Annotated in this window: 15 protein-coding genes and 1 pseudogene; 7 read left to right on the forward strand and 9 right to left on the reverse strand. The window is 64.9% G+C overall.

The genetic code is table 11. From position 1 onward, the window contains the following. The first annotated feature begins 131 nt into the window (after window positions 1-131). The 4 genes and pseudogenes from XH83_RS21160 to XH83_RS21175 all read left to right on the forward strand — a co-directional run bounded on the left by XH83_RS21160 (window position 132) and on the right by XH83_RS21175 (window position 4,483). The gene (locus XH83_RS21160) at window positions 132-1,016 is read left to right on the forward strand and encodes an IclR family transcriptional regulator (protein ID WP_194402710.1); all 885 of its coding nucleotides are present in this window, start codon (window positions 132-134) and stop codon (window positions 1,014-1,016) included. 1 nt (window position 1,017) lies between these two features. After that, entirely contained in the window at window positions 1,018-2,214 is a 1,197-nt protein-coding gene (locus XH83_RS21165) for a CaiB/BaiF CoA-transferase family protein (protein WP_194402711.1), read from the forward strand. Window positions 2,215-2,252: 38 nt separating this feature from the next. Then, window positions 2,253-3,240, forward strand: a pseudogene (locus tag XH83_RS21170) (Bug family tripartite tricarboxylate transporter substrate binding protein). Between the two features lie 22 nt (window positions 3,241-3,262). Further along, on the forward strand, window positions 3,263-4,483 hold the full coding sequence (locus tag XH83_RS21175) for an ABC transporter substrate-binding protein (protein ID WP_194402712.1): 1,221 nt from the start codon (window positions 3,263-3,265) through the stop codon (window positions 4,481-4,483). Window positions 4,484-4,508: 25 nt separating this feature from the next. Here XH83_RS21175 and XH83_RS21180 read toward each other — a convergent pair whose 3' ends face one another. From XH83_RS21180 to XH83_RS21190, 3 genes are all read right to left on the reverse strand, one after another. Then, window positions 4,509-4,775, reverse strand: coding sequence for a hypothetical protein (locus XH83_RS21180; protein WP_194408352.1), 267 nt, complete (start codon window positions 4,773-4,775; stop codon window positions 4,509-4,511). Window positions 4,776-4,962: 187 nt separating this feature from the next. After that, window positions 4,963-5,454 (reverse strand): SRPBCC family protein, encoded by a 492-nt coding sequence (locus tag XH83_RS21185; protein WP_194402713.1) that lies wholly within the window; start codon window positions 5,452-5,454, stop codon window positions 4,963-4,965. A 2-nt stretch (window positions 5,455-5,456) separates the two neighbouring features. After that, on the reverse strand, window positions 5,457-5,843 hold the full coding sequence (locus XH83_RS21190; protein ID WP_194402714.1) for a helix-turn-helix transcriptional regulator: 387 nt from the start codon (window positions 5,841-5,843) through the stop codon (window positions 5,457-5,459). A gap of 283 nt (window positions 5,844-6,126) precedes the next feature. On the opposite strand from XH83_RS21190, the gene XH83_RS21195 reads away from it, so the two are divergent. Continuing rightward, a complete protein-coding gene (locus XH83_RS21195) occupies window positions 6,127-7,188 on the forward strand; it encodes a serine hydrolase (protein ID WP_194402715.1) in 1,062 nt (353 codons plus the stop codon). A gap of 63 nt (window positions 7,189-7,251) precedes the next feature. Here the strand turns inward: XH83_RS21195 and XH83_RS21200 are convergent, their stop codons facing one another. Next, complete coding sequence (locus tag XH83_RS21200) at window positions 7,252-8,076, reverse strand: outer membrane protein (RefSeq protein WP_194402716.1); 825 nt, start codon at window positions 8,074-8,076, stop codon at window positions 7,252-7,254. Between the two features lie 268 nt (window positions 8,077-8,344). Beyond that, complete coding sequence (locus tag XH83_RS21205) at window positions 8,345-9,049, reverse strand: SDR family oxidoreductase (protein ID WP_194402717.1); 705 nt, start codon at window positions 9,047-9,049, stop codon at window positions 8,345-8,347. A 116-nt stretch (window positions 9,050-9,165) separates the two neighbouring features. Between XH83_RS21205 and XH83_RS21210 the strand changes: the two genes are divergently transcribed. Next, complete coding sequence (locus tag XH83_RS21210; protein ID WP_194402718.1) at window positions 9,166-10,005, forward strand: GNAT family N-acetyltransferase; 840 nt, start codon at window positions 9,166-9,168, stop codon at window positions 10,003-10,005. Between the two features lie 7 nt (window positions 10,006-10,012). Here the strand turns inward: XH83_RS21210 and XH83_RS21215 are convergent, their stop codons facing one another. Beyond that, a complete protein-coding gene (locus XH83_RS21215) occupies window positions 10,013-10,459 on the reverse strand; it encodes a hypothetical protein (RefSeq protein WP_194402719.1) in 447 nt (148 codons plus the stop codon). Between the two features lie 277 nt (window positions 10,460-10,736). On the opposite strand from XH83_RS21215, the gene XH83_RS21220 reads away from it, so the two are divergent. Continuing rightward, window positions 10,737-11,018: a hypothetical protein gene (locus XH83_RS21220; protein WP_194402720.1), complete on the forward strand. Its 282-nt coding sequence runs from the start codon at window positions 10,737-10,739 to the stop codon at window positions 11,016-11,018. 53 nt (window positions 11,019-11,071) lie between these two features. Here XH83_RS21220 and XH83_RS21225 read toward each other — a convergent pair whose 3' ends face one another. From XH83_RS21225 to XH83_RS21235, 3 genes are all read right to left on the reverse strand, one after another. After that, complete coding sequence (locus XH83_RS21225; RefSeq protein WP_194402721.1) at window positions 11,072-11,365, reverse strand: hypothetical protein; 294 nt, start codon at window positions 11,363-11,365, stop codon at window positions 11,072-11,074. A gap of 12 nt (window positions 11,366-11,377) precedes the next feature. After that, window positions 11,378-11,806, reverse strand: a complete 429-nt coding sequence (locus tag XH83_RS21230) for a curlin repeat-containing protein (RefSeq protein WP_305825902.1) — start codon at window positions 11,804-11,806, stop codon at window positions 11,378-11,380. 75 nt (window positions 11,807-11,881) lie between these two features. Then, window positions 11,882-12,292, reverse strand: a complete 411-nt coding sequence (locus tag XH83_RS21235; protein ID WP_194402723.1) for a curlin — start codon at window positions 12,290-12,292, stop codon at window positions 11,882-11,884. Window positions 12,293-12,305: the final 13 nt, after the last annotated feature.

Consider the following 12,305-nt stretch of genomic DNA (forward strand, 5'->3'; position numbering starts at 1 on the left):
GTGTGGTCGCCTCGCTCGCGCGCGTTCTTCAGTGAAATTTCGATGCAATTCTTATGTCCACATATCGGACAATTTCTGTACCGTCATCGAATATATTGGACAGAAGCGACGCTTCCGTTCGATAGTCAGGAATGGCCCCGAAAGACTCATCCAAGCCGCGACATGCGCCCTCCTCCGCTGCCGCCGTGCTGGCGGAGAGCGTCGATGACGCCGCCTTCGCCACGACGCTGGCGAAGGGGCTGGTCGTGCTCGAAGCGTTCAAGGCCGGCAGCACACTGCTCGGCAACATGGAGCTGTCGACGCTGACGGGCATTCCGCGGCCGACGGTTGCGCGGCTCACCCACACGCTGGCCGAGCTCGGCTACCTCCGTTACGACGCTGAACGGGCGAAGTACCGCGTCGCTGCGCGAGCGCTACGGATCGCGCATCCGCTGCTTGCGGGCATGCAATTCCGCCAGGTGGCACGGCCCATGATGCAGGAGCTGGCGCTCAGCGTCCGCGGCACGGTCTCGATCGGCCTGCTCGACGCCACCTCGATGATCTATGTCGAGACCGCACGCTCCGGCGATGTCGGGCCCCACGCGCCCGACATCGGCATGCCAATTCCCGTGGTGATGACCGCGATGGGACGCGCCGCGGCAGCGACCTTGCCGCCGGCCGATGCCGAGCGGCTCGAACGCAACATCGCCGCCGAAGACGCCGAGTTATGGTCGGCCTTCCGTGACAAGTACCGCGCCGGGATCACGCAATGCAAAAGCCGCGGCTTCTGCACCTGCTGGGGCGAGTACATGGCTTCGATCCATGCCGTCGCCGCACCGCTGTTCCACGTCAGCGAATCCAGGCAGTCGTTCTCGATCAATTGCGGCATCCCCGCGTTCCGCCTCCAGCCGGGCCAGCTGGAAGGCGAGATCGGTCCGCGCATCGCGGCGCTCGCCGACAGCATCCGCGCCATCGTCGGAAAGGCGGCCCCCGCGCCGCCGGCGCGCAAGACCAAGAAAACCAACACCGGGACGTGAGATGGCTGGGCCGCTCGAAGGTTTGAGAGTTCTCGACATCGCGACCATCATCGCAGCGCCCTTTGCCGCGACGCTGCTGGCCGACTACGGCGCCGAGGTGCTCAAGATCGAGATGCCCGGCCAAGGCGACGGCGTGCGGGCGTTTCCGCCATTCAAGGACGGCAAGCCGCTGTGGTGGAAAGCGGCCAACCGCAACAAGAAATTCGCCACGCTCGACCTGCGCGCACCGGATGGGCTTGCGCTATTCAAGCAGCTGCTGCCGCGCTTCGACGTGCTGATCGAGAATTTCCGTCCGGGAACGCTCGACCGCTGGGGCTTGCCCAAGGAGGTGCTGTGGTCGATCCAGCCGCGCCTCGTGATCCTGCGCGCCACCGCTTTCGGGCAAGATGGCCCCTATCGCGAGCGGCCCGGCTTTGCCCGCATCTTCGAGGCCATGGGCGGGCTCACCTACATCACCGGGGAGAGCAAGGGCGAGCCGACCCACCCCGGTTATCCGATCGGGGATTCGATCGGCGGCCTGTTCGGCGCCGTCGGCGTGCTGGCGGCGCTGTGGAAACGGGCGCGTGACCCGAATGCGCCTGGCGAGGAGATCGATCTTTCGCTAACGGAGGCGACCTTCCGCCTGCTCGACGTCCTCGCTATTGAACACGACCAGCTCGGCGCCGTTCGCAGCCGGATCGGCAATGCCAACGGCTATTCGGCGCCAGCCGCCGTGTTTCGCACGCAAGACGATCATTGGGTCACGCTCGCAGGTTCGACCAACGCACTGTTTGCGGCGAACTGCCGGGCGATCGAACGGCCCGACCTCATCGACGATCCGCGCTTCGCCAGCAACGACCGGCGCGTCAAGCACGCTTCCGAGCTCAACGACATCTTCGCCGGCTGGTGTGCCGCCCATCCCCTCGATGACGTCCTCGCAAGGTTCAACGCAGCGCAGGGAACGCTCGCCCCGATCTATTCGATCGACCAGATCGTCGACGACCCGCAAATGAAAGCGCGCGAGATGATCACGCGCGTGGCTGACCGGGATTTCGGCACGGTCGCCATGACCAATGTCGTTCCGCGCTTCACCAATGATCCCGCGCAAATGCGTCACGCCGCCGGCGACGTCGGCCAGGACAATGACGAGGTCTTTCGCGATTGGCTCGGCCTGACCGAGCAGGAGATCGAACGGCTCACCGAGCGAAAGGTGATCTGAACTAACAAGAAGACTGACAATAAAGGGAGGAAGAGATCGTGGCATCGCACGACGTCACACGACGAACCCTGCTGGGCACAATCGCAGGCGGCCTTCTTGCCGGCTCAAGCCTGACGGCACGGGGCCGAGGATGCATGGCCTTCGCGCATGGTGCGGCTGATTTCGCCCTACGGCCCCGGCGGCTCCAACGACATTTCGCTGCGCCTGCTCGTCGAAGAGTTCGGCCGCAATCTCCGTCAGCAATTCATCGTCGAGAACAAGCCGGGTGCCGGCACCCGCATCGCGAACGACATGGTCGCCCATGCCCCGGGCGACGGCTACACCCTGCTCTACGTCGCGGCGCCCTACGCGACCGCCGAGGCGCTGTTCGGCAAGCTGACCTATGACCGCAAGGATCTGCAGCCGGTCGCGATGGTCGTGGTCGCGCCGCTGTTTCTCATCATCAGCGCCGACGCACCATTCAAGACGCTTCCCGAATTGATCGCCTACGGCAAGTCGAAGCCGGATGGGCTGACCTTTGCTTCGCCCGGCGCCGGCTCGCAGCCGCACCTCGCCGGAGAGCTGCTGTTCCGCGACGCCGGCGTCAAAGGTCTCAACATCCCGTTCCGGGGTGATGCGGCCTCCTACACGGAGCTGCTCGCCGGACGCGTCGATGCCACGCTGACGGCGCTGCCGACCGCCCTGCCCTACATCCAGAGCGGAAAGTTCATCGTGCTCGGCGTCGCCTCGCCCGAGCGCAGCGCACTCTATCCGCAGGCACCCACGCTGCGCGAGCAGGGCTTTCCCAACGTCGCCGCCGCCGGCTGGTACGGCTTCATGGCGCCCGCCACGACGCCGCGCGCGATCGTCGACAAGTTCCAGGCCGAAGTCCTGCGCGCGCTGGCAGAGCCCGCGATCAAGGACAAGCTGACCGCTCAAGGTCTGGAGGTGCGCGCAGGCACTGCCACCGAGTTCGGTCAGTTCATCGATGCCGAGACCCAGAAGTGGACCAAGCTGATCCGCGATGCCGGGCTCAAGGGCGAATGATCGCAGACAACAGGGAATGGAAATGAAGAACCGTCTTCTCGATCGCGTCGCGGTCACCGCGCTTGCCCTGGTGATGTCGCTCGCACAGGCTCATGCGCAGAAGAAATACGATCCCGGCGCCTCCGACACTGCGATCAAGGTCGGTCAGACCGTGCCGCTCAGCGGCCCGGCCTCGGCCTACGCCGTAATCGGCAAGACCCAGGCGGCCTATATGAGGATGATCAACGACCAGGGCGGCGTGAACGGCCGCAAGATCGAGCTGATCCAGTATGACGACGCCTATTCGCCGCCGAAGACGGTCGAGCAGGTCCGCAAGCTCGTCGAAAGCGACGAGGTGCTGCTGACCTTCCAGATCATCGGCACGGCGCCGAACGTCGCCGTGCAGAAATATCTCAACGCCAAGAAGATCCCGCAGCTGTTCGCTGCCACCGGCGCGGCACGCTTCACCGATCCAAAATCCTTTCCCTGGACCATGGGCTTCAATCCCTCCTACCTCGTCGAGGGCCGGATCTACGCGCAGTACCTTCTGAAGAACCATCCGAACGCCAAGATCGGCGTGCTCTACCAGAATGACGACCTCGGCAAGGACTATCTTGCCGGCCTCAAGGCGGGCCTCGGTGACAAGGCAAAGATGGTGGTAGCCGAGACCTCCTACGAGATCTCCGAGCCGACCATCGACTCGCAGATCCTGCGCTTGAAGGACGCCGGCGCCGACGTGCTGTTCAGCGCCACGACGCCGAAACAGGCGGCGCAGGCGATCAAGAAGGTCGCCGAGATCGGCTGGAAGCCGCTGCACATCATCGACATCAACGCTTCCTCGCTCAGCGCCGTGCTGAAGCCGGCGGGACTGGAAAATTCCAAGGGCGTCGTCAGCGTCGGTTACGTCAAGGATGCCGCAGACCCCGACTGGAAGGACGATCCCGGCATGAAGCGCTACCTCGCCTTCATGGCAAAGTACTATCCCGACGGCGACAAGGATTCGAACCTGAACGTCTACGGATACATCACGGCCCAGCTGCTGGTGCAGGTGCTGCAGCAATGCGGCGACGATCTGACCCGCGAGAACGTGATGCGGCAGGCAACCAGCCTCAAGCACGTCGTGCTCGATCTGACGCTCCCGGGAATCTCGGTCACGACCACACCGACCGATTATCGCGTCAACAAGCAGTTCCAGATGGTGCAGTTCGACGGCCAGCGCTGGCAGAAGCTCGGCGACATCGTGACGGACGAGGCGAAGGAGTGAGAAGAGCCAGGCTTCGAGACGGCGCTCAACGCTGGCCGGCTCGCCGACCGCCGTTGCGGATCAAAGGGTCGCTCTCCCGGACATGGTGCTGATATTGGGAGATGGCGCGATTGGCCATGCGGATCCGGTTGGTTTGCCCCTCCTCGACCATCCCGGTGATGCGCTGTGCCAGGAATACGCAGGCTTCGAATTCGTCGCGGATCGCGCCTGTGCGGTCGAGAAAATCCCAGGCAATCTCGTAGGCCTGCTCCGCGGCGGGATTGCGATAGTCGCTGAAGACAATGTGCGTCATCACCGGCAAAGCCGGAGAAGCGCGATCGTTCCTGCGGCCCCCCTCGTGCGGCAGAAAGCCCGCTAATCCCGATAATGTTCCGGTCGCGGGAACGACGCCCCCGCCGCAAGTCATCGCACGTCGGCACCACGCCTTGCCAATGTCAGCGAAAACGGTCCCGGCGGCTCTGCGCCGGGACCTCATGTCTTCACCGCTTCATGCCTGCGACATAGGCCGCGAGCTTGTCGAGCGTCTGATAGCCGTACTCGACGGCGCCGAAGCCGATCATGCCGTCGCGCTGCTCGGTGCTCGAGGCAAGCTGGCGCATCATCAGCACGGTCTTGCCGTTGCTCTGCTCGGCAAAGGTGACGGTGAAGCGGAACATGCCGGGATCCTCGTCCTGGTCTGTGCCGTGATCCATCTCCATCAGCGACGGCCGCTCGATGCGGCGGAAGCGCATCCGGTTCGGATAGACCGTGCCGTCGGGGCCGATCATGTTGAAGCGCCAAACGCCGCCGACCCGCACGTCGATCTCGAAGGTCTCGACCTTGAAACCCTTCGGCCCGAACCATTGCGGCAGATGCTTGGGGTCGGACCAGGCCTCGAACACCAGATCGCGGGGCGCGTCGATCACGCGCGACATCACGATCTCGCGGTCGAGCGACCATTGCGACAGAGCGGGGTTGGCAGAATTCGTCATCGTCAAGAACCTTTCTTCTTGGTTGTGCGGGACGGCCGTTTGGCGACCGCCTGCTCCTTCTCTTTCTTGAGCTTCATCACATAGGTTTCGAACCGGTCGAGCCGCGCCTCCCAGATCGCGCGCTGCTGCTGGAACCAGTCCTCCGCCCCGAGCAGCGCATCCGGGCTGAGCCGGCAGGTCCGCACGCGGCCGGATTTCTCCGATTGCACGAGCCCGCTCGTCTCCAGCACATGGATGTGTTTCATGAGGCTCGGCAGCGCCATGTCGAAGGGATCGGCGAGCTCGCCGACCGACGCCTCCCCCGCACACAGCCGCATCACGATCGCGCGCCGCGTCGGATCGGCAAGCGCTGCGAAAACCTGGTCGAGGCGGGATAATTGGTTAGCCATGAAGCTAACTATAAGCGACGTGGACGCCCGCGTCAACAATTGTTATCCGATTGGCTTAGTTTTGTACCGCCGACTTCGATGCGGAACCTGCGACGCGCAATTGTGAATTGGGCCGCGGGACGCTTCCGGCTAAAGCAGATCGGGGGCGCGTCAGAATCGCTCATCAGAGCCCGTGCCGCCTATTGTCACCTCATCCCCCATCACAAGGCGGACCTTCGCCCGGGCCGTCTTCATTCCGGCTGCGCTCGCGCTTTGCTCGCAACCCGCCTCGGCGGATTCCGACATGATCGCGCAGATGCGCGACATCGTCGCGAGCGAGCTGGCACCGACCGCGACGCCGGACTCTGCGGGCGGCCTCGCTGCCGCCCTCTATGCCGGGCGCCATGTCGAGTTCTTCAGCTACGGTTTTGCCGATGATGCGACCGGCCGGAAGGTGACGCCGGATACCTTGTTCAACCTCGCCTCCTTGAGAAAACCGTTCGAGGCGGCTGTTGTGGCGCTCGGCGTGCTGCGTGGCGAGCTGCGGCTCGACGACCGCCTGCCGAAATACCTGCCCGAGCTGAACGGCACCTATATCCCCAACGTCACCGTCGGCCAGTTGGTGACACACACATCGGGACTTTTGCTGCCGACCGACCATCCGCCATGGCCGAACGATGAGTACACGCGCGCGCAGTTCATCGCCATGCTGAACGCCTTCGCGCCGGCGGCGAGCGTCGCGCCCGGTCGGCAACGCATCTACACCCATGCCGGCTATGTGCTGCTTCAGCTCGTGGTCGAGCGCTGCTACGACTTGCCGATCCGCACGCTGATCGAGGGGCGCATCCTCAAACCGCTCGGCATGCACTCAACGTTCATTCCTGAGCGCGGCGCAGACAATCGCGCCGTCATGGATGCCGCCTGGATGCAGCGCGCGGTCCAGGGCTATTCCGACCAGGGCGCAGCCGTCGGCCCGATCGGCGATCAGCAGAGCTATTTTGCCTTTCCCGGCACCGGCCAGATGTTCGCCTCGGTGCGGGATCTTGCCACGTTCGCGGCGGCCTGCGTCGATGGCCGGACCATCGATCCGCATTTGCGCGAGGCGCTGCGGATGACGCAGCGCGAGGCCTTCCGCGTCGACGAGAAATTCGGACAGGGCATGGCCTGGGAGACCGTGCGTCTTCCGGGCGTCACCATCGTCGACAAGCCCGGCGGCCTCAACAACGCCTCCGGCTATATCGGCCTGGTGCCGGCGCGGCGGATCGGCATCGTCCTGCTGGCCAATCGCGGCGAGTATCCGCACGAGATCGCCCGCTACAAGATTCTTCCCGCGCTGGCACATCTGCTGGCATCGCACGCAGGCTGAGCTTCAAAACAGAAAGCCCCGGCCGAGCCGGGGCTTTCCACGCCAGGATCGGACCGGGACAGATCAATACCTGGCGACGACGGGTCCGCCGAACTTGTAGTTCACGCCGACGCGCACAATGTTCGACTTGAGGTCGACCGAATGGGTGAAGGTCTGCACCGGCAAAGCCACACCGACGCTGAAATTGTTGCTGGTCATGCTGCTGCGGCCGAGATCGACATAGAGATATTCGGCCTTCAACGACCAGCCATTGCCCACGGCGTATTCACCGCCGAGGCCCGCGGTCCACCCGACGCGGGTGTCGCGGATCGTTCCGGATTCGGTCGCGCCTGCGAAGGTATCGGTGAAGCTGAAATTGCCCCTGACCTCTGCGATGGCGGCACCGCCGGTGGCGTAGATCAGCCAGCTCGGCGTCGCGAGGAAGCCGATGCGGCCGCGAATGGTGGCGAGCCAGTCGGCCGAGACCGACGAGTTGACGGTGAAGGTGGTCGGCGCGCAGCAGGGATACACCGCCGTGCTGCTCGCGCTGCCCTTGAAGCCGAAATAGTTGATGTCGCCCTCGAGGCCGAGCACGGCGTTGTTGACCTGCCAGTTGTAGCCGGCGGTGAAGCCGCCGGTCACGCCGGAGCTGTTGATGTGCTGGGCGCCGACCGTTCCGATGGCGGTCACGCTCGAATCCGCGAAATAGGCGGCCACCGGAAACAGCGTGGTGGTGGCCGGGTTCGCGCTGCCCCACTGCCCACCGACATTGCCGCCGACGTAGAAGCCGGTCCAGTTATAGACGGGCGCCATTGCCGGCGCCTTGGTGTAATGCGCCGCGAGGTCGGCGGCCTGAACGGACGCGGTCCCCAAGACAACCGACGCGATCGCCAGCAACAACTTGTTCATTCCAGTCTCCTTGCCCCACGCGATGAACTCGCGTTTCGATTGCCCGCCGATAAAAACCGGCGCAGTGAGGGCATACGGCGCGCGCCGCTCCTCGTCTTGGGCTGCGGCGAAGTTCATCGGGACTGTGACGTAGTGTGCATCGGAGATCGTACAAACGGATGAGCAGTGTGACTGGAGGGCCACAGATCACCCCTCATCAACGGCGTGCAGCGCACGCCGCTGTCGCATGACGACAAGGCCGCGAGGCCGCGACTCGGCTCTGCTTGCCTCAGACCGAGCGCGTCAGTCCGCCGTCGACGCGGATGTTCTGGCCGGTGATGTAGGCGGCGCCGTCGGAGGCCAGGAACGAGATCGTCGCCGCGATCTCCTCGACCTTGCCATAGCGCTTCATCGGCACGCTGTCGCGGCGTGCATCCTGCTGCGGCAGGCTGTCGATCCAGCCCGGCAGGACGTTGTTCATGCGGATGTTGTCGGCGGCATGGGCATCGGTGAAGATTTTTGTGAAGGCGGCGAGCCCTGCGCGGAACACCGCCGAGGTCGGGAACATCGCGCTGGGCTCGAATGCCCAGGCCGTCGAGATGTTGATGATGGTCCCGCCCTTCTGCGCCTGCATGATCGGCGTCACCAGCCGCGTCGGGCGGATCACGTTCAACAGATAAGTGTCAAGGCCGGTGTGCCACTGCTCGTCGGTGATCTCGGTGATCGGCGCGCGCGGGCCGTGGCCGGCGCTGTTGACGAGCACGTCGATCCGTCCCCATTTTGCCATCGCACCGTCGACGAAACGCTTCAAATCGTCGTTCGACTTGTTCGAGCCGGTGACACCGAGCCCGCCGAGCTCGGCCGCCAGGGCCTCGCCCTTGCCCGAGGACGACAGGATCGCGACACGAAACCCGTCCGCCGCCAGCCGCCGCGCAGCCCCTGCCCCCATGCCGCTGCCGCCGGCGGTAACGAGCGCAACCTTCTCTGCTGCCATGACCGATGATCCCTTCGAGTTGAGGCGAGCCGCAGGCTCGGCCTATCATGAGGCCTTCTACAGCCAGACCTGTCGGCAGGTCCATGGTCGAAGGTCACAGTCATGAGCAACGCGAGATGAGCGAGCTGTTGATCCGCAATTTGCGCCCCGAGGAAATCTCGCTTGCCATCGGCTGGGCCGCGGCCGAGGGCTGGAATCCGGGCCTCTCCGATGCCGCCTGCTTTGCCATCCCCGACGCGCAAGGCTTCTTCGTCGGCGAGATCGATGGCGAGCCGGTCGCGACGGTCTCCTGCGTCAATTACGACGATCGCTTCGCCTTCCTCGGCTTCTACATCGTGCGTGCGGGTCTTCGCGGCTCCGGCCACGGCCTGCGCATCTGGAACGCGGCGATCGCGCATGCGGGCACGCGCGTGATCGGGCTCGATGGCGTGGTGGCGCAGCAGGGCAACTACAGAAAGTCAGGCTTCCAGCTTGCCTACGCCAATATCCGCTATGGCGGCATCGTCACTGCGCCTGCGAGGCCGCCCGCCGATGTCGTCGCACTCGACACAATCCCGTTTACGCTTGTGGAAGCCGATGACGCCACGGTCTTCCCGGCCCGGCGCAGCGCTTTCCTGCGTGCCTGGACCAACACGTCGGGCCATGTCGGCCGCGCGCTTATGCGTGACGGCGAGCTCGCCGCATGGGGCGTGATCCGGCCGTGCCGGACCGGCTACAAGATCGGCCCGCTGGTCGCCGACGATCGCAGGGCGGCGGAGGCGATCGTGCAGGCCCTGCTGGCAAGCGCGGATGGCGAGGTCTTCCTCGACGTCCCCGCCGTCAACCGTGACGCCATCGCGCTCGCGGAGGCGCTCGGGCTGAAGCCGGTGTTCGAGACGGCGCGGATGTACACGGGCGCGATCCCGCCGCTGCGGATCGACCGCGTCTTCGGCGTGACCAGCTTCGAGCTGGGCTAGACCCCAATCAATAGCAGCGCGTGATGTTGACGGTGTGCTCGCTGCCGCCGCGGCCGGGCACCGTCACCTGCTCCGTCGGGCAGCTCGGCACGTAGGGCCGGTCGGAGGGCACGACGTTCGGCGGGAAACGATGCGACCAGTCCCAGGGGACGTCATAGGTGTAGGTGTAGCGCACGTCAGTGGAGACCGGCTGCGCCGCATCGAGGAAGGGCTGGCTGTAGCCCGCGCTGTCGTAGAAGAAGCCGCCGCCTCCCGGCCAGTACACGAAGGGGTTATTGCGCCGGTGGAACCGGGCTCCCGGCGCGATTGGCGGACGCGCCGCGACGCCGGACGGCGCAGCAGTCATGCCATGCGGCGCGGCGCCGCCGGGTCGTGCAAAACTGTCGCTGAGGCTAAGGAGCAGCGCGGCGGCGCTGAGCGAGGCGAGCATCGCCCCATATGATCTGGACATCATGATACGCACCAACTCGTTTGGCTTCGGCGGCTCCCCGCAGCTACGCTAGGCCGGGCCGTCGCCCAGCCGCAAACGTATAATTAATATTTGGTTAAGGCACGCGATTAACCGGGGAGCCGGTGCGGCAAGAGCGCCCGGGATTGCCGCCTCTGTCGTTTCGTTCCGGGACAGGCGATTCATAACCAGTTGATCGGAGTTGATCGCTCTCGCCGGACCGGTTCCGGAACGCTCCCGCAGTGCAACCGTTGGCTCCCGACACAAGCAAGGAGCATCTCCAATGCAGAACAAGTCGAAACTCCTCTGCCTGATCACGGCATCGCTCGTCGCCGGCACCGCGGCCGCCTCGGCGCAGGGCTACGACTGGAACGGATCGCGCATGGGCTGGGACCGCAGCGCCCCCGCCTACGAGCCGGTTCAGCCGCGCGCCTACTATCCTGATGTCGCGGGCCCCTATGGTGCAATCAACGGCACCAACCATCCGACGCCGAGCTCGACGCAGGGTGACGTCGGCCCTGACGGCAACAACAACGGCACGCTGACCGGCGGCTATCGCTGGTAAGATCCGCGCGCGGCGAGGCCCACCGTCCAGAGCGGACGGTGGGCCTTCGTGCGTCACCGGCCCTGCTGCTTGCGCAGCCAGTCGAGCATGTCCTGCGCGTTGCCGGTGCCTTGTCCGGTGCTTTGCGTCACGATGGCGGTGTTGCCACCGCTGCGGCGATAGACCGTCGTGCGCCCGGGTTCCTTCTCGATGCGAACCTCGGCCTGCGCGGGATCACCGCTCTGTGTGATCACCGACGTGCCGTTCTCGTCCTGGACCGTCGTGGTGTGACCATCGCCGGCTTCAGCCGGCGCCATCGCAACCACGCCCATGAGTCCTATTCCGGATGCGAGCAGGAGCAACCTCATGTCACACCTCCATCATCGGCTGAACTGAAAGATCGCCAGCCAGTTGAAACGCCCGAACTGCCTCACGGCTCCTGAGTTCATGTCGCCGATCTGAAGCAGAAGCGTGTTGGTGGAATTGCCGATCTGGGTGATCTCGGCGGTGTTGCTCACCCCGGATTGACCGATGACGGCATTGGTGGTGCCGCCCATTTGGATCACATTGGCATAGTTGCGCGTGCCGTTCTGGATGATGGTCGCGTCCACCGTCCCGGTCCCGCCGATCTGGATCACCCGCGCGATATTGATCGGGCTGTTCTCCTCGATCGTGACAGGCTGAACATTGTCGCCGAACTGTACGACAGTTTCAATGCTCACCTTCCCTTTCGTCACGCTGTGCTGCACCGACCCGGCGCTCGCCTGCGTCGCCGTGCCGACGGCGGTGAGCAACACCGCCAGCGCCAAAGTGTGCCTCAAGATCTGGCTGCCTCGCATCGTCTTCCCCCGTTGCTTGCCGACGCCGATGAGTTCGCGCGCGTTTTAGGGGCCGGTCTGGACGACGGTGGAAGTGTTGACCGCGCCGAACTGCGCCACCGTGCCCGCATTCATCGTGCCGAGCTGCGATATCAGGCTGCTCGCCGACTGGCCGGTCTGACCGACGAAGGCGAGATTGTTCGCGCCCGCCTGCCCGACCGATGCGGAATTGGTCCCGCCGAATTGCAGGACGCCCGTGGCATTGTTCGTGCCGTTCTGGGTCACGGTCGCGCTGGTGCTGCCGCCGATCATGAACACGCCCGCCAGGTTGAGCTGACTGTTCTGGTTCAGCACGACGGGCGGACCGCCGACCGAGACGATGGTCTTGATGTCAGCGGTCTGGGCGCGGGCTGGCCCCGCGCCGACCGGGCCCAGAGCGAGCAGGACTGCGCCCGCGCATCCCAAATGATGTTTCATGACATGCCTCGCA

Origin of the sequence: Bradyrhizobium sp. CCBAU 53351, assembly GCF_015291745.1 — a bacterium.
GTDB lineage: Bacteria > Pseudomonadota > Alphaproteobacteria > Rhizobiales > Xanthobacteraceae > Bradyrhizobium.